The 19,955-nt window shown below is 74.3% G+C and carries 20 protein-coding genes and 1 pseudogene; 8 read left to right on the forward strand and 13 right to left on the reverse strand.

Annotated features, from left to right (window positions below):
- The 3 genes and pseudogenes from ABZ457_RS27580 to ABZ457_RS27590 all read right to left on the reverse strand — a co-directional run.
- Window positions 1-689, reverse strand: a pseudogene (locus ABZ457_RS27580) (hypothetical protein); the annotation flags it as partial.
- A gap of 190 nt (window positions 690-879) precedes the next feature.
- Entirely contained in the window at window positions 880-1,536 is a 657-nt protein-coding gene (locus tag ABZ457_RS27585) for a response regulator transcription factor (protein ID WP_359162668.1), read from the reverse strand.
- Entirely contained in the window at window positions 1,521-2,798 is a 1,278-nt protein-coding gene (locus ABZ457_RS27590; RefSeq protein WP_359162671.1) for a histidine kinase, read from the reverse strand. The genes ABZ457_RS27585 and ABZ457_RS27590 overlap by 16 nt, the downstream gene beginning before the upstream one ends.
- A gap of 298 nt (window positions 2,799-3,096) precedes the next feature.
- Between ABZ457_RS27590 and ABZ457_RS27595 the strand changes: the two genes are divergently transcribed.
- The gene (locus tag ABZ457_RS27595) at window positions 3,097-3,738 is read left to right on the forward strand and encodes a hypothetical protein (RefSeq protein WP_359162674.1); all 642 of its coding nucleotides are present in this window, start codon (window positions 3,097-3,099) and stop codon (window positions 3,736-3,738) included.
- A 46-nt stretch (window positions 3,739-3,784) separates the two neighbouring features.
- Complete coding sequence (locus ABZ457_RS27600; RefSeq protein ID WP_359162677.1) at window positions 3,785-5,281, forward strand: PepSY domain-containing protein; 1,497 nt, start codon at window positions 3,785-3,787, stop codon at window positions 5,279-5,281.
- A gap of 22 nt (window positions 5,282-5,303) precedes the next feature.
- Here ABZ457_RS27600 and ABZ457_RS27605 read toward each other — a convergent pair whose 3' ends face one another.
- The 3 genes from ABZ457_RS27605 to glnII all read right to left on the reverse strand — a co-directional run bounded on the left by ABZ457_RS27605 (window position 5,304) and on the right by glnII (window position 8,119).
- Window positions 5,304-5,936 (reverse strand): winged helix-turn-helix domain-containing protein, encoded by a 633-nt coding sequence (locus ABZ457_RS27605; protein WP_359162680.1) that lies wholly within the window; start codon window positions 5,934-5,936, stop codon window positions 5,304-5,306.
- Window positions 5,937-6,308: 372 nt separating this feature from the next.
- On the reverse strand, window positions 6,309-6,914 hold the full coding sequence (locus ABZ457_RS27610; RefSeq protein WP_359162683.1) for a hypothetical protein: 606 nt from the start codon (window positions 6,912-6,914) through the stop codon (window positions 6,309-6,311).
- 170 nt (window positions 6,915-7,084) lie between these two features.
- Window positions 7,085-8,119 carry a glutamine synthetase gene (glnII, locus tag ABZ457_RS27615; protein ID WP_359162686.1) on the reverse strand — a complete coding sequence of 345 codons (1,035 nt, stop codon included), beginning with the start codon at window positions 8,117-8,119 and terminating at the stop codon, window positions 7,085-7,087.
- Window positions 8,120-8,369: 250 nt separating this feature from the next.
- Here glnII and ABZ457_RS27620 point away from each other — a divergent pair, with 250 nt between their 5' ends.
- On the forward strand, window positions 8,370-9,272 hold the full coding sequence (locus ABZ457_RS27620; RefSeq protein WP_359162689.1) for a Gfo/Idh/MocA family oxidoreductase: 903 nt from the start codon (window positions 8,370-8,372) through the stop codon (window positions 9,270-9,272).
- A gap of 274 nt (window positions 9,273-9,546) precedes the next feature.
- Here ABZ457_RS27620 and ABZ457_RS27625 read toward each other — a convergent pair whose 3' ends face one another.
- On the reverse strand, window positions 9,547-10,209 hold the full coding sequence (locus ABZ457_RS27625; RefSeq protein ID WP_359162692.1) for a hypothetical protein: 663 nt from the start codon (window positions 10,207-10,209) through the stop codon (window positions 9,547-9,549).
- 199 nt (window positions 10,210-10,408) lie between these two features.
- Here ABZ457_RS27625 and ABZ457_RS27630 point away from each other — a divergent pair, with 199 nt between their 5' ends.
- Window positions 10,409-11,566, forward strand: a complete 1,158-nt coding sequence (locus ABZ457_RS27630; RefSeq protein WP_359162695.1) for a hypothetical protein — start codon at window positions 10,409-10,411, stop codon at window positions 11,564-11,566.
- 75 nt (window positions 11,567-11,641) lie between these two features.
- On the opposite strand, the gene ABZ457_RS27635 is transcribed toward ABZ457_RS27630, so the two are convergent.
- Window positions 11,642-12,010, reverse strand: a complete 369-nt coding sequence (locus tag ABZ457_RS27635; protein ID WP_359162698.1) for an arsenate reductase family protein — start codon at window positions 12,008-12,010, stop codon at window positions 11,642-11,644.
- A gap of 132 nt (window positions 12,011-12,142) precedes the next feature.
- Here ABZ457_RS27635 and ABZ457_RS27640 point away from each other — a divergent pair, with 132 nt between their 5' ends.
- On the forward strand, window positions 12,143-12,445 hold the full coding sequence (locus ABZ457_RS27640; RefSeq protein ID WP_359162701.1) for a hypothetical protein: 303 nt from the start codon (window positions 12,143-12,145) through the stop codon (window positions 12,443-12,445).
- A gap of 84 nt (window positions 12,446-12,529) precedes the next feature.
- Here the strand turns inward: ABZ457_RS27640 and ABZ457_RS27645 are convergent, their stop codons facing one another.
- Window positions 12,530-13,393, reverse strand: a complete 864-nt coding sequence (locus ABZ457_RS27645; protein WP_359162704.1) for an MOSC N-terminal beta barrel domain-containing protein — start codon at window positions 13,391-13,393, stop codon at window positions 12,530-12,532.
- Between the two features lie 148 nt (window positions 13,394-13,541).
- Here ABZ457_RS27645 and ABZ457_RS27650 point away from each other — a divergent pair, with 148 nt between their 5' ends.
- Complete coding sequence (locus ABZ457_RS27650) at window positions 13,542-14,255, forward strand: ankyrin repeat domain-containing protein (protein WP_359162707.1); 714 nt, start codon at window positions 13,542-13,544, stop codon at window positions 14,253-14,255.
- Between the two features lie 36 nt (window positions 14,256-14,291).
- Here the strand turns inward: ABZ457_RS27650 and ABZ457_RS27655 are convergent, their stop codons facing one another.
- Window positions 14,292-15,236 carry a carbon-nitrogen hydrolase gene (locus ABZ457_RS27655; RefSeq protein ID WP_359162710.1) on the reverse strand — a complete coding sequence of 315 codons (945 nt, stop codon included), beginning with the start codon at window positions 15,234-15,236 and terminating at the stop codon, window positions 14,292-14,294.
- 130 nt (window positions 15,237-15,366) lie between these two features.
- Here ABZ457_RS27655 and ABZ457_RS27660 point away from each other — a divergent pair, with 130 nt between their 5' ends.
- Window positions 15,367-16,383, forward strand: coding sequence for a LacI family DNA-binding transcriptional regulator (locus ABZ457_RS27660; protein WP_359162713.1), 1,017 nt, complete (start codon window positions 15,367-15,369; stop codon window positions 16,381-16,383).
- Between the two features lie 127 nt (window positions 16,384-16,510).
- Here the strand turns inward: ABZ457_RS27660 and glnA are convergent, their stop codons facing one another.
- Window positions 16,511-17,920, reverse strand: a complete 1,410-nt coding sequence (glnA, locus tag ABZ457_RS27665) for a type I glutamate--ammonia ligase (protein ID WP_359162716.1) — start codon at window positions 17,918-17,920, stop codon at window positions 16,511-16,513.
- A 279-nt stretch (window positions 17,921-18,199) separates the two neighbouring features.
- Here glnA and ABZ457_RS27670 point away from each other — a divergent pair, with 279 nt between their 5' ends.
- Window positions 18,200-18,667, forward strand: coding sequence for an RDD family protein (locus tag ABZ457_RS27670; protein ID WP_359162719.1), 468 nt, complete (start codon window positions 18,200-18,202; stop codon window positions 18,665-18,667).
- A gap of 131 nt (window positions 18,668-18,798) precedes the next feature.
- Here the strand turns inward: ABZ457_RS27670 and ABZ457_RS27675 are convergent, their stop codons facing one another.
- Window positions 18,799-19,506, reverse strand: coding sequence for a DUF4191 domain-containing protein (locus tag ABZ457_RS27675; RefSeq protein ID WP_026277829.1), 708 nt, complete (start codon window positions 19,504-19,506; stop codon window positions 18,799-18,801).
- Window positions 19,507-19,516: 10 nt separating this feature from the next.
- Entirely contained in the window at window positions 19,517-19,744 is a 228-nt protein-coding gene (locus ABZ457_RS27680) for a hypothetical protein (RefSeq protein WP_359162723.1), read from the reverse strand.
- Between the last annotated feature and the right edge of the window lie 211 nt (window positions 19,745-19,955).

Below are 19,955 nucleotides of genomic sequence, written 5' to 3' on the forward strand. Positions count from 1 at the left end.
TGGATGTTGACGAAGTCGCCCGCGACGGGGCCGTTGCCGGCCTGGCCGCCGAAGCCGCCACCGCCACCGTTCTGGCCGTCGCCGTTGTCACCGCCGTTCTGGCCGCCGTTCTGACCGTTGCCCTGGCCGTTGCCCTGGCCGTTGTCGTTGCCGCCGTTGTTGTTGCCCCCGCCGCCGTTGTTGCCGTTGTTGTTGCCGGCGTCGTCGTTGCGGAGGGTGCAGGGGGCCATCGCCTCCAGGCCCTGGGGGCGTTCGGCCGAGCGGTCGATCAGCGCGACGATCCGCTGGATGATCACCAGCCGCTCGTTGCGCAGCGGCGCCAGGATCTGGTTCTCGCCGAACGACCGGTCCGCGACCACCCGCTGCTTGTTCTCGGCGAGCCGCTGGTACGAGGTGGTGATCTGGGTGTCCAGCGTGGCCAGTTCCCGGTCGACCGCGAACCGCTGGTCGTCCGGCACCTCCTGGAGGGAGTTGCCGACGTCGGGGCAGTCGATGGTGGACACCGGCTGACCCGCGACGGTCCTGGCGCGGTTCTGCTGCTGGTCGCCCTTCCCGCCAGGCCACCAGCCCTGTCCGGCAGAGGCATAGGAATTGGCCGCGATCAGCCCGCCCCCGCCCATGACCAGGGCGGCCGTGGCAGCGATCGCCCGGTTGGCCAGCTTCGATCGTTTTCTTGATGTGCGTCCCATGGAACTCCTCTGCTTCGTTGCCGGGTGTAGGGATGGGAAAGGGGGTCCCGGCAGAGGGAGAAGCGCGCCGTTCCATACGGGAGTGGCTCATGGGGTGTTCAACGCCGGCCGCTTTTTGTTCGAACCTCCAGTGGCATAGCGGTGATTGCGGCCCATCCCGGACACCGCCGCCCGTCCGGCGGAGCCGGGGTCACCGGGTCTGCCCGTGGTCCAGATAGGCGAGCACCGCCAGCACCCGCCGGTTGTCGTCCTCCGACACCGGCAGGTCCAGCTTGGCGAAGATGTTGGACGTGTGCTTCGCCACCGCCCGCTCGGTCACCACGAGCTGCGTGGCGATCGCCGCGTTCGAACGCCCCTGCGCCATCAGCTCCATGACCTCCAGCTCGCGCGGGGTCAGCCCGCCCATCGGCCGGTCCCCGGAGCGGCGGGTGAGGAGCTGCGAGATCACCTGCGGGTCCATCGCCGTCCCGCCGGCCGCCACCCGGCGCACCGCGTCCACGAACTGCTCCGCGTCGAAGACCCGGTCCTTGAGCAGATACCCGACCCCTCCGGTGCCGTCGGCCAGCAACTCCCGCGCGTACAGCTGCTCGACGTGCTGGGAGAGGACCAGCACCGGCAGGCCCGGCCGTGCCCGGCGGGCGGCCAGGGCGCACTGGAGGCCCTCGTCGGTGTGCGACGGCGGGAGCCGGACGTCCACCACGGCGACGTCCGGCTCCAGTTCCGCGAGCGCCCGGCTCAGCTCCGGACCGGACTCGACCGCCGCGAGGATCTCGCAGCCGAAGGCCTCCAGCATCCGGACCAGGCCGTCACGCAGCAGGAACAGGTCCTCGGCTAGGACAACGCGCAAGGGATCTCCATGGTGACCATGGTGGGACCGCCCGCGGGGCTGCTGACGGCCAGGACGCCGTCGAATGTACCGAGCCTGCGTTCGATCCCGCTCAGGCCCGAGCCCGCCCCGACCACCGCGCCGCCCCGGCCGTCGTCGGTGACCGAGATCCTCAACGCGCCCTGCGCGTAGGAGAGATCGACCCAGATCCGGCCGGGGTTCCCGTGCTTCACCGCGTTGGTCAGCGCCTCGCTCACCGCGAAGTACGCGGCCGACTCGACCGGTGCGTCCGCGCGGCCCGGCAGTTCCACGTCGACCTCCACGGGCACCGGCAGGCGCAGGGCGAGGGCCCGCACCGCGTCGCCGAGGCCGCGTTCGGCCAGCACCGGCGGATGGATGCCCCGCACCAGGTCCCGCAGCTCGGTCAGCGCCTCCGCCGAGGACTCCCGCGCGGTGGCGATCAGCAGCTTCGCCTGCGCCGGGTCCTTCTCGATCAGGGCCTCCACCGTGCTCAGGCTCATGCCCACCGCCACCAGCCGGGCCTGCGCGCCGTCGTGCAGATCCCGCTCGATACGGCGCAGTTCGGCCGCCGAGCTGTCCACCGCGTCGTGCCGGGTCGCGGTCAGCCGGTCGACGCGCCGCGCCAGCTCCTCCTGCCGGTCCGGCGTGAGCGCGGCGGCGGTGATCCGGAAGTGGACGCGGACCAGGGCGGGGCCCGCGGCCACCCCGAGCGCGAACCACACCAGCCCGAGACCGGCGGCGAGGGCCGCCGTGAACCCGTCCTGCACGGGCAGGAAGGTGTACCAGTGGGCGCCGCCCTCGGCCTCCACGATCGGCCGCCACAGCCCGGCCGCGAGCAGCACCCCGAACACGCCTTCAAGCAGCAGGGCCGGCGCGAGCAGGGCGACGGTCGCGCCCGCGGTCATATCGGCGAGCAGCCACCGCAGGTCCCGCCAGGTCGCCGGGTCCTTCAGCAGCCGTGTGCACTCGGCCACGGCCCCGGTGAGACCCCGGTGCTCCGCGTCCGGCGGGCGCGGTGCGGACGCGGGGGTCACGGGGATACGGACGTCCGACCAGCGGGCGGCGAGCAGCCGACGGCGGTCGGCGTGGGCGCGCACCAGCCGCAGCAGCGGCGGGGTGGTGAAGACGCCGGGGCCGATGACGACCAGGGAGAGGGACACGGCGGTCAGGGTGAACAGCAGAATCGATCCGACCAGCGCGGTCAGTGCGAGCGCGAGTCCCCGCGCGCCCGCCGTGAGTGAGGTGCGTATCCGTGTGAACACCGTGGTCTCCCCCTGGCTGGTCCTGCTGGTCCTGCCGGTTGTCGGTCCTGTCGGTCCGGTCGCGGTCCGGTCCGTCGCGCGGTATGTGGTCCGGTGTGTCGTGCGTCCCGCCGTCCGGTCCGTCGTCCGGTCGGGGACCAGTCTCCCGGGCGGGGCCGGGGCCGCGCACGGGGCCGGGCCACCGGACCGGGGGTGTACCTGGCACCACCCCCTGCCGTGGCGTCCCGGACCGCCCGGGTGGACCTACCCCCGGTCACACCCTCCCCGCACGCCCCACGGGATGGCACCATGTCCGACGATGACGGATGCCCGGTCGCCGATGCGCGCCCTGCGAGCCGCACTCTTCGCGGCCGTGGCCGTCGCACTGGCCGCCGTGGGGCATTCGTCCCAGTCTGCGCACGATCTCCCGCCCGCCGTCCTCCTCGCCGCCTTCGCGGCGACCGCCCTCGGTGGCTGGTGCGCCGCGGGCCGCAGGCGCGGTCCCGTCGCGATCGGTGCGGGACTGCTCGCCGTGCAGGGCGCGCTGCACACCCTGTTCTCCGGCACCGGACCGGGCGCCGTCCACCACCACCCCGGCCCGGGCCACGGCCACACCGCCGGCACCCCGGCCGTCGCCGACGCGCTCGCGGCCGCCACGGACCAGGGCGCGGGCTCCGGGATGCTCGTGGCCCATGTCCTCGCCGCCGGGGTCTGCGCCCTCTGGCTCGCCCGAGGCGAGGCGGCCCTCTTCCAGCTCGCCCGTGCCGTGCTCGCCGCCGCCTTCACCCCGGTGCGGCTGCTGCTCGCCGCCGTACGCCTCCCCGCGACCCCGCGTCCCGCGCCCGTCCGCCGGGCACCCCGGCCGTCGCCGCGTTCGGTCGTCCTCGCGCACGCGCTCGTCCGGCGCGGGCCGCCCGCGCGGCCCCTCCACCGCGCCACGGCCCCGGGAGCAACCGTCTGACCTGGGGCCGCGAATCCCCATGTCACACCGACTCCCTAGGACCGCCATGTCCATCGACGCCCCCAGCCAGGGCACCACCCCCACCGACCCGACCGACGGCCGGACCGACGACCCGGCCAACGAGGGGAGAAGCACCGCCCCGCCCCGCTCCGGCGGCTCGCTGCGGCCGCTGCTGCTCCGTCTCCACTTCTACGCGGGCCTCCTCATCGGCCCCCTCCTGCTGGTCGCCGCCGTCAGCGGCCTGCTCTACGCCCTCTCCTTCCAGGCCGAGAAGCTCGTCTACCGGCACGAGCTGACCGCCCCCGTCGGCGAACGCGTCCTTCCGCTGGACGAGCAGGTCGCCGCGGCCCGCGCGGCCCACCCGGACGCCACCGTCACCGCCGTCTGGCCCCCGGCCGAGGAGGGCGCCACCACCCGCGTCCTGATGGCCTCGCCCGAGGTCGAGGAGGGCCGGTCCCTCGCCGTCTTCGTCGACCCCTACACCGCGCAGATACGCGGGGAGCTGCCCTCCTACGGCAGTTCCGGCGCCCTGCCCCTGCGGACCTGGCTCGACGAGCTCCACCGCGATCTGCACCTCGGCGACGCAGGACGCCACTACAGCGAACTCGCCGCGAGCTGGCTGTGGGTGGTCGCCCTCGGCGGGCTGGTCCTGTGGCTCGGCCGCAGGCGGCGCGCCAAGCGGGACCTGCTGCGGCCCGAGAAGGGCGCCACCGGCCGCCGCCGCACCCTGAGCCTGCACGGCTCGGTCGGCCTCTGGGCCGTCACCGGACTGGTGATCCTCTCCGCCACCGGTCTGACCTGGTCGCGGTACGCGGGCGAGAACATCGGCGCCGTCCAGGACCAGCTCGGCGGCGCGACCCCGGCCGTCTCCGCCGCCCTCGAACCCGGCACCGGCGGTGACGGCGGCGGCCACGAGGGCCACGGCGACGGCGGTCACGCGGGCCACGACGGCGGTACCGGCCACCAGGGCGCGGACATCGGCGTCGACAACGCGGTGGCCGCCGCGCGCGGCCACGGGCTGGACGGCCCGCTCGCGGTCACCCTCCCCACCGAGGGCAACGGCTACGTCGTGAAGGAGACCGACACCCAGTACCCGGTCCGGTTGGACTCGGTCGCCGTCGACCCGGCGGACGGCCTGGTCATCGACGACCTCCGGTTCGACGACTACCCGGTCCTCGCCAAGCTGACCCGCTTCGGCATCGACGCGCACATGGGCGTCCTCTTCGGACTGGCCAACCAGCTCGTCCTGGCCGGGCTGATGGTCGCGCTGATCCTGCTGATCGTCTGGGGCTACCGCATGTGGTGGCAGCGCCGCCCCACCAAGGAGCGCAAGCTGAGCGCCGGGCGGCCCCTGCCGCGCGGCGCCTGGCGCAAGGCGCCGGTGACCGTGCTGCTGCCGCTCGCCGCCGCCACGGCCGTGGTCGGCTGGTTCGTGCCGCTGCTGGGCATCAGCCTGCTGGCGTTCCTCGCCCTGGACCTGGTGCTCGGCCTGGTGGCGAGGCTCCGCGCCAGGGCGGCGGCCCGGGAGCGGGCCGCCGCGTAACCAGCGCCGGGGACGGGGGAGTTCAGGGCGTGTACTTGTAGCCGACCCGCCGCACGGTCTGGATCGTGCGGCGGTGCTCGGCGCCCAGCTTGCGCCGCAGCCGGGCCACATGCACATCGACGGTCCGCCCGTCCCCGACGTGCCCGTAGCCCCACACCGTCGTCACCAACTGGTCGCGCGTGTGCACCCGGTGGGGGTGCGCGACCAGGTGGGCGAGGAGTTCGAACTCCAGGTACGTCAGGTCCAGCGCCCGCCCGTCCACCCACGCCGTGCGCTGCACGGTGTCCACGGTGACCGCGCCCTCGCCCCGGACCGGGGCGGCCTGCGCCCGGTCCGGACCGCCCGCCGGCTGCTCCGGGAGGACGGGGGCGGCGGGGGTGGTCGGGGCGGCGGCGAGGGTCGGGTGCTGGTCGGCGGGCACCAGCAGCAGGTACCCGACCATGGGCGGCCGGCCCGGCAGCGTCGGCAGGGTGTGCGGCGGGGCGGGCAGCCAGGTCGCGCCCGGCGGCAGGAAGTCCTCCACCGAGACCACCTCGTCGCGGTCGACGGCCCGCAGGCGATGCCTGCCGGTCAGCGGCGGCACGGGGCCGGGGGAGGGTGCGCCCGCGGCGGGGGCGGCGGCGGAAACGGCGGAGAAGGAACGGGTGTTCGCCATGAGAGGTCAGCTCTTTCGCGCGAGGAAGGACGGACGGAGACGTGCGTACGTCTTGCGCGCTGGCCGGAGGCCGGGGTGTGAACGACGGTCGGAGAGACGGTCGGACGGCGTCAGAGGGCCCGCGCGTACACCGCGCGGCAACACACCCGGTCGAAATCGTGGTGCTGACGGGAAGGCCAGAACGGCTCGAGGTCGGTGCGACCCGTCGCTGCGTGCTGGTGGATACCGGTCATGCCCCCCATTGAAGCAGACCACCGCCCTGCGCAGGAGCCCGGTCTCGCCGGTCGGGACGTGATCCGCACGACGTCCGCGCTGTTTCGGCCAGATGGCGACGGGGCGACAACCCACCCCCGCCCGCCGCCCCGGAACACCTCAGCCCCGCGCCGGAAGCCGCCGGTGCCAGACGAGCGGCCGCACCTCCACGGCGCTGGTGGCCGTCCCGTCCCAGTGCGGGGTGAGCCCGGCGGCCCGCAGCGCGGCCACCACCTCATGGCCGATTTCCACCGTCCCCGCCGCCCGCCCGGCGGCCCCGGGCACTGTGCCGGGCCTCTCGAACCCGCCGAAGTACAGGGTCAGTCCGTGCCCGGCGGCCGCCGCCTCGGTGCGCTGGGCGTGGAAGAAGACATATCCGCGCGCCCCCTCCGCCGCCGTCTCGCGGATCTCGGACACCCCGCAGCGTGTGCAGCAGGCGAAGTTCTCCCGGGCGATGAGGCCCCGGTCCGCCAGCGCCTCGAAGGCGCGCGTCACCCGCTCCGGGTCGGTGGTCCCCGTCCACGCGGCCTGCTCGGCGACCCGCTCGTCCCACAGCCGGCCGACGAACTCCTCGGCGGCGCCCTCGGGGACGGTGACCTCGGCGTCGAACTCCAGCCACTCCTCGGCCGCCGTGACGACGTCCTCGAAGTCGGCGTAGCCCGCGACGATCAGCCCCCACAGGTACTCCTCGAAGTCCTCGTGCTGCTCGTCGGAGAGTTCCTCCACGGTCCGTTCCCCTTACGCGCGTACGGGTGCCGCCGCCCCCGGCCGGACGGCGTTCCACCTGCGTCCACGGTGCCACGGCCCACTGACAACGCCCGCCCGGCCCGCTTCCGGGGGCATGCGGAAGGGGCGCCCGCCGCCGGCGGACGCCCCTTCCCGAGAACCGGTCGTCGTCAGACCTGGCCGGCCTTCTCCAGGGCCGAGCAGCAGGTGTCCACCAGCAGGCGGGTGACCGTGTACGGGTCGACGTTGGCGTTGGGGCGGCGGTCCTCGATGTAGCCCTTGCCGTCCTTCTCCACCTGCCACGGGATGCGGACCGAGGCACCGCGGTCGGAGACGCCGTAGCTGTACTCGTTCCACGGGGCGGTCTCGTGCAGACCGGTCAGGCGGTCGTCGATTCCCGCGCCGTAGTTCTTGACGTGGTCCAGGGGCTTGGAGCCCTCGCCCAGGGACTCGCAGGCGGTGATGATCGCGTCGTAGCCCTCGCGCATCGCCCGGGTGGAGAAGTTGGTGTGCGCGCCCGCGCCGTTCCAGTCGCCCTTGACCGGCTTGGGGTCCAGGGTCGCGGAGACGCCGAAGTCCTCGGCGGTGCGGTAGAGCAGCCAGCGGGCCACCCAGAGCTGGTCGGCGACCTCCAGCGGGGCCAGCGGGCCCACCTGGAACTCCCACTGGCCGGGCATGACCTCGGCGTTGATGCCGGAGATGCCCAGGCCGGCGGCGAGGCAGTTGTCGAGGTGCGCCTCGACGACGTCCCGGCCGTGGATCTCGTCCGAGCCGACACCGCAGTAGTAGCCGCCCTGCGGGGCCGGGAAGCCGCCCGCGGGGAAGCCGAGGGGGCGCTCGCCCTCGAAGAAGGTGTACTCCTGCTCGATGCCGAAGATCGGCTCCTGCGGCGCGAACTTCTCCGCCACCTCGACCAGCGCGGCACGGGTGTTGGACTCGTGCGGCGTCATGTCGATGTTGAGGACCTCGTTGAGGACGAGGACGTTGTCGCCGCCGCGGATCGGGTCCGGGCAGACGAACACGGGCTTGAGTACGCGGTCGGAGGCGTGGCCCTCGGCCTGGTTGGTGCTGGAACCGTCGAAGCCCCAGACGGGCAGGTCGGCCAGACCGGTCGCCGAACCGGCGGGGAGGATCTTCGTCTTCGAGCGGAGCTTGGCGGTCGGCTCGGTGCCGTCGATCCAGATGTACTCAGCCTTGATGCTCACGGGGCCTCATCCTTTGCGGGTGCAGCGGTATGCCGCGCAGCTTCGCAATCCGCGATTTCCCGACCGTTGCCCGTTGGTGAACCCCGCGTTACGCACCCCTCAGCCGGTGCCGGACGCCTCCCGCGCCCGGGCCGGGGGCCGTCCCACGGGCCCCGGGCGCACCCGTCGTATACGGCCGGGGCCGGTGTCGGGCGGCCGTGGGGCCGGGACCGCCCGCGGCGGCGGACACCCCGGCGGGCACACTGGGCGCATGACCAAGCACCTGCGTATCGGCCTCGTCGGGGCGGGCCCCTGGGCCGGGATGACCCAGGCCCCCGCGCTCGCCGGGCACCCCGCCGTGACCCTCTCCGGTGTGTGGGCCCGCCGCCCCGAGGCGGGCGCCGCGCTCGCCGAGGCCCATGGCACCACCGCGTTCACCGGCGAGGACGGCCTCGACGCCCTGTTCGAGGCGAGCGACGCCGTCGCCTTCTCCGTGCCCCCGGACGTCCAGGCGCCCCTCGCCGTCCGGGCGGCCGCCGCCGGGTGCCATCTGCTGCTCGACAAGCCGGTGGCCACCACCGCCGAGGCGGCCCGGGAGACCGCCCGCGCGGCCGAGCAGGCGGGAGTCGCCTCCGTCGTCTTCTGCACCCTCCGCTTCGCCGGGTCGACGGCGGCCTGGGTCGGCGAACAGAGCGCGGCGGGCGGCTGGTTCACCGCCCACGCCCAGTGGCTCAACTCGCTGTACGCCTCCGATTCGGACAGCCCCTTCGCCGCGTCCCCCTGGCGCCGGGAGAAGGGCGCGCTCTGGGACGTGGGCCCGCACGCGCTCTCCGCGCTGCTCCCCGTGCTCGGCGACGTCACCGAGGTCACCGCCGCGCGGGGCCCCGCCGGCACCACCCACCTGGTCCTGCGCCACGCGACCGGCGCGTCCAGCACCGTCACCCTCGGCCTGGCCGCGCCCGAGGGTGCGGCGGGCGTCAGCCTGGTCCTGCACGGCGAACGGGGCCGCGCCGAACTGCCCGACGGCTGGGGCGACCCGGTGGCCTCCTTCCGCACCGCCGTCGACGAACTCCTGGACGCCGTCCGCACGGGCCGCCCGCACCCGTGCGATGTGCGCTTCGGCCTGCGCATCACGGAGATCCTCGCGGAAGCGGAATCCCTCCTCGGGGCCTGACCCGACGGTCCGGTTCCGGCTCCGGTTCCGGCCCCGGGACACGCGGCCGGGCCGCGCACACGCCGTGAGGGGGACGGCGGTGTGCGCGGCCCGGAGGGGGCGGGGCGGCGGGGCGGGTGTGCGGTCCGCCGGGACGGTCGCGTTCCCCCGGAGCAGTGGGAGAAGAACGCGACCGGTGCGCCGCCCCGCCGCGCGGCCCGGCCGGCCGGGACCGTGGACGGGGTGTCCCTGGCCCGGCCGGACCGCGGTCGGGTCCGGAGGGGTTCCCCGGGCGTCAGCCGACGCGTTCGATCCGCGCGTTGCGGATCAGGAACTTGCCGGGCTCGCGGACCTGCTCGAAGGCCGCGTTGTTCAGCAGCGCGCAGCTGCCGGACACCGAGGTCACCTCGACGGTCGTCGACTTGTCGTTGTCCAGGTTGGTGACCCGCAGCTGCGTCCCGACCGGGAACTGCCCGCTGGACGCCGCCGGTGCGCCGCCCTCGCCGGAGAGCGTCACCGTCGACCCGGCGCAGACGACCTCGCCCGCCGCGCCGCCGCCCGCGTTCCCGCCGGCCTCCTCGCCGCCGCCCGCGCCGTTCTCCGGCGGGGCCTCCCCCGGGGGCGCCTCGCCGGCCGGGGGCTCGGCGGGCGGCTGGGCCGGGGGCGGCGCCGCCTGGTCGCCACCGCCCACCTCGCACCCGGCGGCCCGCTGCTGCACGCCGATCTGCGCGATGACCGCCTCCCGGTTGGCGATCCGGGCCGCCGACTGGGCGTCCGGATTGGCCCGTTGACCGGCGATGAAGTTCTGGTTGTTCCGGATCGCCTGGGCGAACCCGTCGCACGCGACGCTCGCCTGGCTGGTGCCGGTCATGACGATCGCGGTGCCGGCGACGAGCGCTGCCGCGCCGGCGAGGAGGGCGATCTTCTTCTTGCCGCTGAGGGTCTTCCTGCGTGCCACGAGGGGGCTCCTGTCCCCGGCCGCGGGGGCGGCCGGTCGGTTCCGTGTGCCCTTCAGTACGGGGCGCTCCGGGGGCCCGCTCAGCCCTTCCGCCTTAACAATCCTTAAGGCGGGCGGAGTTGGCGGCGACGGGGGAGCGGCGGGAGGGACGCGGGGCCCCGCCGTCCCTCCCCGGGACGGCTCACGCAGAATCGTTCCCGTGACTCCCGCCGCCCCGCCCCCGCCGCCGCGCCCCTCCGGGCCGGGGCCCGCGCCCGTTCCCGGCCCCGGGTCCGCCGGGCCCGCGCGCCGTACGTCGCGCGCCGTCGTCGCCGGCATCCTCGCCCTGGTCCTGACCGCCGCCGTCGTCGTGCTGCTCGCCGGCCCCCTGCGCGACGCGACGGCCGAACGGGACGCCTACCGCGCCGCGCCCCCCTGCCCCGCCACGAGCACCTCCAACGCCTCGGACGCCTCGGACGCCTCGGACGCCGAGTGCATGCGCGAGTGGCCCGCCGTGGTCGCCGGCACCGAGCGGGTCACCCGGGGCAGGACCACCCACCGCCTCCTCACGTACACCATCGCCGGCCGCACCCACCAGGTGCGCATGACCGGCACCGGCCCGGTCTTCGACGCGGTCGCGCGGGGCGACCGCGTCGGCGTCGTCTACTGGCGGGGCGAGCCGCGCACCGTGGTCTTCGGGGACCTGCGCCAGGACACCCGGGCGGCCCCCACCCGCGGCCCGGCCGCCGTGCTGTCGATCGCGCTGTTCCTGGCGGTCCTGGCCGCCGCCTTCGGCTGGGGCGCGTACTGGCTCGCCTTCCGCTCGCACCGCTCGCCCGCGCTGAGCCCGGCGCAGATCGCGGTCCCCCTGGGCGCCTCCGTGATCCTCGCCGTCTTCGCGGCGATCGTCCCGCAGCTCACGGAGAGCGTCCCGGTCGTGCTGGCGTCCGTCGCCGCCGGGGCCGTGGTGATCGGGGTGCCCTCCGCGCTGCTGGTGCGCGCCCGCACCCGACGCGGGACGGACTCCGTCACGGTCCGGCCGAGGCGCCCGCGAGGGGAGCGGTGCGTGCCGGTGTCGGTACGCGGGGCCGTCCCGTACAGCCTGTTCGGGTACGACCACCTGGTCATCGGCCCGGACGGACCGGTCGCGGTGAGCACCGACCCCACCGGGCGGATCGCGCGGTGGCCGGTGCCGCCCACGCTGGAGTACCTGCGGACGCGCCCGCCGTACCGCACCGACCCCGGCCCGCCGCCCCGGTCCACCGACCGGGTGGTGGAGTGCCGCGACGGGGCGGTGCCGGTGCTGCTCGTCGCGGACCGGGCCGATGTCCCGTGGATCGTCGGCTCGTTGCTGCGCGGCGCCCGCCCGGGACGCTGACCCGGAGACCCGGCCCGCCCGGGCCCGCGAACCCGGGCCCGGCCCGACGGAGGCCCCGGCAGGGCCCCGCCTCGCTCAGCCGTGCCCTCGCCCCAGCGCCTCCCGTACCGCCTCCTCCGTACGCCCCACCACCGCCGTGCCGTCGTCCGCCGTGATGATCGGCCGCTGGATGAGCTTCGGGTGCGCGGCGAGCGCCGCGATCCACCGGTCCCGCGAACCCGCGTCCCGCGCCCACTCCTTGAGCCCCAGCTCCTTCGCCGCGGGCTCCTGGGTGCGCGTGATGTCCCACGGTTCGAGCCCGAGTCGCGTCAGCACGTCCCGGATCTCCTCCTCGGCCGGGACGTCCTCCAGATAGCGCCGCACGGTGTAGTCGGCGCCCTCCGCGTCGAGGAGGGTGAGGGCCGAGCGGCACTTGGAACAGGCGGGGTTGATCCAGATCTCCATGCCGCAGAGGGTACCGCCGACGGGCTCCGGAGAAGCCCTCAAACCCCCTCTGGCCAGGGCTGATTGTCAGTGCCCGCAGGTAGAATGAACAGTAGTTCGGGATGGTCCCGCGACCACGCCAGGAGGTAGCCGATGGCCGTAGCCGCGCTCACGACGAAGCCCACCGTCACGTCCGCGACGAAGTCCGCCGCGCAGCCCGTGACACCCGTGTGCAAGAAGCCGCTGCCCGCCGGGCAGCCCCGCGAGTGGTATGTCTCGCACAACCGCCGGCTGAAGGCGATGCGTCTGACGATCGCCCTGCTCGACGCCGGTGTCTACCACCCGCGGTCCGCCGACAACCGCCGGATACGCGCGGCCGCCGAGCGCATCGGCGTCCACGCCCCCTCCGACACCACCTGCCGCATGGTCAGGGCCCTGATCCGCTACGGCCGCTGACCGGCGATCCCCGGGTGCCCACCCTCGCGACGGGTACGGCGCTCGCGCGCGGCGCTCGGGAGGCACGGCGGCTTGACAACGACATCAGGAGGCGGGGTACTCGGGATCGGGTGCCCCGCCCTCGTACCACTCCACCCGCACCTCGTCCCCGACGGACAGCGTTCCGTGCCGCAGCACCGCCGCCTTGGCGCCGAAGCTGACCTTGTTGTCGTAGACGGGCTCCCGCCGGTACGTCGACAGGGTGCGCACCGGCTCGGGCCCGGCGCGCCGCCCGGTCACCTGGTCCACCATCGGCACGGCGCAGCGCATCGCCCGTACGGAGTGGGCGAGTTCCACCGAGCCCGCCCCGAGGAGCCGCATCCGGTCCTCGGCGTGGGGCTCCTCGCAGCCGGCCAGCACGATGTTCGCGCGGAAGCGGTCCATGGGCACGGGGGTGCCGCCCGCCTGCTCGATCCGGGCGTTGAGGCCGTCCAGGGACGCCTGGGAGACGACGAGCACCGCGTGCGCGTCGGCGAAGGCGGTCACACCGGGTGTGTCCCCCCAGCCCCTGCGGGCGAAGCCGTGCCGCACCCGCACCAGCCGCGACTTCGCCTCCAGCACCTCGGACAGCCAGTCGGCGACGGCGTCCCCCTGGTCCACGGCGTCACCGACGTCCTTCCCGAACAGGGTCACCGGCCGCGCCGGACCCTCCGGGTCCACGTCCACGGCCAGGTCCTCGGCCCCGTCCGCCGCCAGTCGCAGCGCCCGGCCCCCGTCCAGGAGTTCCGGCCGCACGGCGGCCATGGCGGGGAGCTTGCGCTGGCTGCGGAACGTGCCGTCCGCCGCGTCCACGACCATGAAGGTGCGGTCGTGCCGCAGCCCCGTCTCCCCGACCTCCGCGGTCCGCACATCCGTCCCGGCACAGCCCTTGACCGGGTAGTACGTCAGCCTCTGCACCGTGATGCCCATGCCGAGATGGTAGTGCGCCCCGCCGACACACCCCCGGGCCCGTCCCGCCCGGCGGACGGTCCCCGCCCGCCGAGCCGCCGCGGGACTGTCCGACCCGCCCCCTAGCCTGGGGACGGTCTGCCCGCCACCCGCCCCCGAGGAGGACCCCGTGCTGATCATCCCGCTGGACGACCCGCTCGCCGTCTCGGTCACCGGCGCCATCCGCACCGGCGACCTCCCGGCGCTGCGTGCTCTGCTGGACGGGCACCCGGGGCTGGCCACCGCCCGGGTCGACGGCAACGGCGGCGGCCGCAGCCTGCTGCATCTCGCGACGGACTGGCCCGGCCACATCCCGGACGGCCCCGCGACCGTGGCCGCCCTCGTCGCGGCCGGCGCCGACCCCGACGCGCGCTTCACCGGCGCGCACGCGGAGACGCCGCTGCACTGGGCGGCGAGCTGCGACGACGTCCCGATGATCGACGCCCTGCTCGCGGCGGGCGCCGACATCGAGGCGCCCGGCGCGGTCATCGGCGGCGGCACCCCGCTCGCCGACGCCCGCGGCTTCGGCCAGTGGCGCGCCGCCCGGCGGCTGGTCGAGCACGGCGCCCGCACCACCCTCCACGACGCGGCGGCCCTCGGCCTCACCGACCGCGTGGCCGAGGCCCTCGCGGCCGAGGGTCCGGACCGGCCGGACGCGGAGGAGGTCGAGGGCGCGTTCTGGTCCGCCTGCCACGGCGGCCAACTCGCCACCGCCCGCCTCCTGCACGCCCACGGCGCCCACCCGGACCGCGTGGGCTACGACGACCTCACCCCCGTGGAGATCGCCCGCGCCCAGGAGGCCGGGGACGTGGTCGCCTGGCTGGAGTCCCTCGACCCCGCCTGACCCCGCCCGGCCCCTCGCCCTCTTTCCCCTACTCCCTTACTCCGTCACGGTCAGGGGCGCGTACGCGTCCGGGCGGCGGGTCGCCAGGAAGGGGAACAGCTCCAGCCAGTCCCGGCGCGCGTCGAGGTCCAGATCGGCGACGAGAACGGCCGCCTCGTCCCGCGGCGCCTGCGCCAGCACCCGCCCGTAGGGGTCGACGATGAACGAGCTGCCGTAGAAGGTGAGCGGGCCCTCGGTGCCGATCCGGTTGGGGACGATCATGAACGTGCCGTTGGCGATCGCGTTGCCCGTGATCACCTTCTGCCACAGCGGCTGGGTGTCGAAGCCGGGGAACCCGGGCTCCGAGCCGATCGCCGTCGGGTAGACCAGGACGTCCGCGCCGGCCAGCGAGTACGCGCGGGCCAGCTCCGGGAACCACTGGTCCCAGCAGGTCGGCAGACCGAAGGTGGCCTGCTCCACCGCGACCGGCGGGAACGCGTCCGCCCCGGCCGGCCCCTGCCGGAACCAGTGGTCCTCGTAGTAGCCCTCGGAGACGGGGATGTGCGTCTTGCGGGTCCGGGCGGCGAGAGTGCCGTCGGGGGCGGCCAGTACGGCGGTGTTGTAGCCGAGGCCGTCGTCCTCGCCGCCGGGCGCGGGGGCCTTCTCGTAGAGCGAGGCGTGCACGTACACACCGTGCTCGCGCGCGGCCTCGGCGGCGAAGGTGAAGGTCGGACCGGTCAGCAGGTCCTCCGGCTCGGCGGGCGCGGGGTGGTCGGCCTTGCGCACCACGGCGAAGTACGGCGACAGGGTCAGCTCCTGGAGGCACACCACCCGCGCGCCCTGCCCGGCCGCGAGCCGGATGCCCTCGCGCAGGGCCGCGCGGTGCTCCTCCGGGTCGCGGTGCCAGCGCTGCTGCACCAGCGCGACCCGCAGCGGCTCCCGCTCGGCGGGACGGGTGCGGGTGGGGGACGCGGGCGGGTCGAAGGCGGTGATGACGCGCATGGGGTGCTCCGGGGCAGAGGGTCGTGATCGGGCGTGTGCCGGAACGTTCCGGCAGTCCGAATGTACGCACTGCCGGAACGTTCCGGCAAGAGGCTCGGAGGGAACGGCACGGCGAACTAGACTGCTCGCCGTGACCAGCCGCACCGTGACCCTCCTCGACGTCGCCCGCGCGGCCGGGGTCTCCAAGAGCACCGTCTCCGACGCCCTCCAGGGCTCCGGACGGGTCGCCGAGGGGACCCGCGAACACGTCCGCGAGGTCGCCCGGCGGCTCGGCTACCGCCCCAACAGCGCGGCCCGCCGGCTGCGCCGCTCCAGCACGGGCGCGATCGGCCTGCACCTGCCCCGCACGGCGACCCGGCTCGACTACTACATGAACCTCGCCTTCGGGGCCGTGAACCGGGCCCAGGAGGACGGCTTCGACACGGTCCTCCTCGCCCCCTCGGCGGGCGAGGCGGCGGGCCCCCTCGCCTCCCGGGTGGACGGCCTCCTGGTCATCGACCCCGAGGCGGCCGACCCGGAGGTGCGGGCGCTGATGGACGCGGGCGTCCCCGTGGTCACCGGCGAGCGCTACCCGGGCCGCACCTCCGCCCCCACCGGGGCCGTGGTCTGCGACAACGCGGCCTCGCTGCGCGCCCTGCTGGACCACGTCCGCGAACGCGGCGCCCGCCGCCCCGCGCTCCTGGCGCCCGAGGGCGACTCCGCGTGGGCCGCGGCGCTGCGGTCGGCGGCGGCCCAGTGGGGCCGGGACGCCGGCACCGGCGTCCTCGTCCGCACCGTCCCGTTCGCCGCGACGGCGGCCGAGGCGTCGGCGGCGACCCGGGCCCTCCTCGACGAGGCCCCGGACACCGACGCCGTGCTCTGCGCCCCGGACGGCACCTCCCCGGGCGTCCTCCGCGCGGCCGCCGACGCGGGCCGCACCGTCGGCGCCGACCTCCTCGTCGCCGCCTGCGTCGACGGCACGGCCCCCCGCACCGGCGAACCCCCGGTCACCGCGGTCGACCTCCACCCCGCCGCCTACGGCCGCGCCTGCGCCGACCTCCTCCACGCCATCCTGACCTCCCGCACCGCCCCGGACACCACCCGCCACCACCCCTGGACCCTCCACCCCAGGGCCTCGACGACGGGCCGGTCCGGCTCAACGGCGTAGCGGGCGCGGTGCCTTCCGTGCACGGTGCCTTCCGCGCTCGAACGGCGAAGGCCGCCACCCCCGGCAGGGAAGTGGCGGCCTTCGCCGTGCTTTCCGGTGCCCGCCCCGGTGGGGGCGGGCCCGCATCCTAGATGTCGAAGTAGAGCTCGAACTCGTGCGGGTGCGGGCGGAGCTGGATCGGGGCGATCTCGTTGGTGCGCTTGTAGTCGATCCAGGTCTCGATCAGGTCGGAGGTGAAGACACCGCCGGCCTGGAGGTACTCGTTGTCCGCCTCCAGGGCGTCGAGGACCGCCGGGAGGGAGGTCGGGACCTGGGGGACGCCCGCGTGCTCGTCGGGGGCGAGCTCGTAGAGGTCCTTGTCGATCGGCTCGGCCGGCTCGATCTTGTTCTTGACGCCGTCCAGGCCCGCGAGGAGCAGCGCGGAGAACGCCAGGTACGGGTTGGAGGACGGGTCCGGGGCGCGGAACTCGACGCGCTTGGCCTTCGGGTTGGAGCCCGTGATCGGGATGCGCATGGCCGCGGAGCGGTTGCGCTGCGAGTAGACCAGGTTGACCGGGGCCTCGAAGCCCGGGACCAGGCGGTGGTACGAGTTCACCGTCGGGTTGGTGAAGGCCAGCAGCGACGGCGCGTGCTTGAGGATGCCGCCGATGTAGTAGCGGGCGGTGTCCGAGAGGCCCGCGTAGCCCTGCTCGTCGTAGAAGAGCGGGGAGCCGCCCTGCCACAGCGACTGGTGGACGTGCATGCCGGAGCCGTTGTCACCGAAGATCGGCTTCGGCATGAAGGTCGCGGTCTTGCCGTTGCGCCAGGCGACGTTCTTCACGATGTACTTGAAGAGCATCAGGTCGTCGGCCGCGGCGAGCAGCGTGTTGAACTTGTAGTTGATCTCCGCCTGGCCGGCGGTGCCGACCTCGTGGTGCTGGCGCTCGACCTGGAGGCCGACCCGCTCCAGCTCCAGGGAGATCTCGGCGCGCAGGTCGGCGAAGTGGTCGACCGGCGGGGCCGGGAAGTAGCCGCCCTTGTAGCGGACCTTGTAGCCGCGGTTGTCCTCGACCGCGCCCGTGTTCCACGCGCCGGCCTCGGAGTCGATGTGGTAGAAGCCCTCGTTGGCGGAGGTGTTGAACCGCACCGAGTCGAAGACGTAGAACTCGGCCTCGGGACCGAAGTACGCCGTGTCCGCGATGCCGGTCGAGGCCAGGTACGCCTCGGCCTTCTTGGCGATGTTGCGCGGGTCGCGGCTGTACTGCTCGCCCGTGATCGGGTCGTGGATGAAGAAGTTGATGTTCAGCGTCTTGTCGCGGCGGAACGGGTCCAGACGCGCGGTCGACAGGTCGGCGCGCAGCGCCATGTCGGACTCGTGGATCGCCTGGAAGCCGCGGATCGAGGAGCCGTCGAAGGCCAGCTCGTCCGCCGGGTCGAAGGCCGTCGCCGGGATCGTGAAGTGCTGCATGACGCCCGGAAGGTCGCAGAACCGGACGTCGATCATCTTCACGTCGTTGTCGGCGATGTACTTCTTGGCCTCGTCGGCGTTCTGGAACATCCAACTCCTCCTACTCCCACCCGGGGGAGGGGTGGGGTTGCAGCTCGTCCGTGCGGCCAGTGCGGTGGCACACGCAGGACCCGACCATAGGCAGACCGGATTTCTCAAGCATGACCCATTTGTTTCGGAGAAGTTAACCGGCGCGGCGGCGGGCAGGGCGACTGCGCGGCGGCCGAGGGGAGGCTGAGGGGAAGGTCCGCGTGCGGAAGGTGGGGGCGGAGGCGGGCGGCCGGGCACCCGGGCCGAAGTGATCGAAAGCGGGCACAGTACCGTGGTCGCGTGGACAACAGGCAAGCAATCGGATCGTGGCTCTCCGGGCCCCGCGCGGCGGCCGAGGAGATGGGCGTCGACTTCGGTTACCGGGGGGAGCGGCTGGGTCTGCCGGAAAGCGGCCCCGGCTCCGTCGCGCCCCTGGGGCGCCGCTTCGGAGCACTGTTCCTGGACTGGGGACTGTGCTTCCTGATCGCATACGGGCTCTTCGCGGGGAGTAGTCAGCAGGCCACGGGCAACCGCGCGCTGCTGATCTTCTTCATCACCACCGTGCTCACCGTGGGGACGGTCGGCAGCACGCCCGGGAAGCGGATCTTCGGTCTCCGGGTGATCTCCGAGAACGGCGGCCGGCTCGGCTTCGGCCGGGTCGTGTTGCGCAGCGTTCTGCTCTGCCTCGCGCTCCCGGCGCTGGTCTGGGACCGCGACGGCCGCGGGCTCCACGACCGCCTGGGCCGCGCCGTCCAGGTCCGGGTCTGAGAGCCGCCCCGCGGGACGCGGCACACGACGAACGGCGGGGTGCGACACACGACGAACGAGGGCCGGCCGGGACACATCGTCCCGGCCGGCCCTCGTTCGTGTGCGCGTCCGTCAGCCGGTGGCGAGGAGGCTCAGCGCATCTTGCCGCCGCGCGGCATCCGCATGCCCTTCGGCATCGGACCCTTCGGCAGCGGCATGTTGCTCATCAGGTCGCCCATGGCGCGGAGCCGGTCGTTGGTGGTCGTCACCTGCGGGCCGGTGAGCACACGGGGGAGCTTCAGCATGGTGGTGCGCACCTTCTTCAGCGGCACCTGGCCCTCGCCGTTGCCCACCAGGATGTCGTGCACGGGCACGTCCACCACGATGCGGTTCATCTTCTTCTTCTCGGCCGCGATCAGGGTCTTCAGCCGGTTCGGGTTGCCCTCGGCCACCAGCACGATGCCGGCCTTGCCGACGGCCCGGTGCACCACGTCCTGGTTGCGGTTCATCGCCACCGCCGGGGTGGAGGTCCACCCGCGCCCGACGTTCTGCAGGACCGCCGCCGCCGCGCCGGGCTGACCCTCCATCTGGCCGAACGCGGCCGTCTCGGCCCGCCGCCCGAAGATGATCGCCATCGCAAGGAAGGCGAGCAGGAAGCCCAGGATGCCCAGGTAGATGGGGTGGCCGATCAGGAAACCGATCCCGAGGAAGACACCGAAGGTGACGATTCCCACAGCCGCGACGATGAGACCGACCTTCGGGTCGGCCTTTCGGGTCATCTTGTACGTCAGGGCGATCTGCTTCAGTCGCCCCGGATTCGCAGCAGCGTCACTGCTGTCTGAGTTTGCCTTCCTCGCCATACCCCGAAGTTTACGTGGCCCGGGAAGTGCGGTCAGCCGCGGCCTCCAGTACGTGCAGCGTCTCCACCCGGTCCTTGGCCCGGCGGCGGTCCTCCAGCACGGCGGTCCACGCGTTGCGGCGGGCGGTGCGCTGGCCGGAGCCGAGCAGCAGCGCCTCGACGGCGCGCAGGGCGCCGGTGACGGACGGAAGGGCGGTTGCGGTCACGGGAGTCACGGGACGTGCCGGAGCGGCCTGCATGGCGGGTCTTCCCCTCGTGGCGGGGTGGGAGGGATGGGAGCTGTGCGTGCATTCAGCGTCACTGATTGGTGTTACCAGGGCGTGACTGGCCGGTCAAACCGCGATGAAACGTTTGGCCGGGAGTGCGCGGGGTGCCGGGAACGGCGAACGCGGCCCGTCCCCGCCCCGACCTGCGGGGGAGGGGGCGGGCCGCGCCCCGCTCACTGTTACT

Source organism: Streptomyces sp. NPDC005805 (genome assembly GCF_040630445.1).
Taxonomy (GTDB): Bacteria; Actinomycetota; Actinomycetes; order Streptomycetales; family Streptomycetaceae; genus Streptomyces.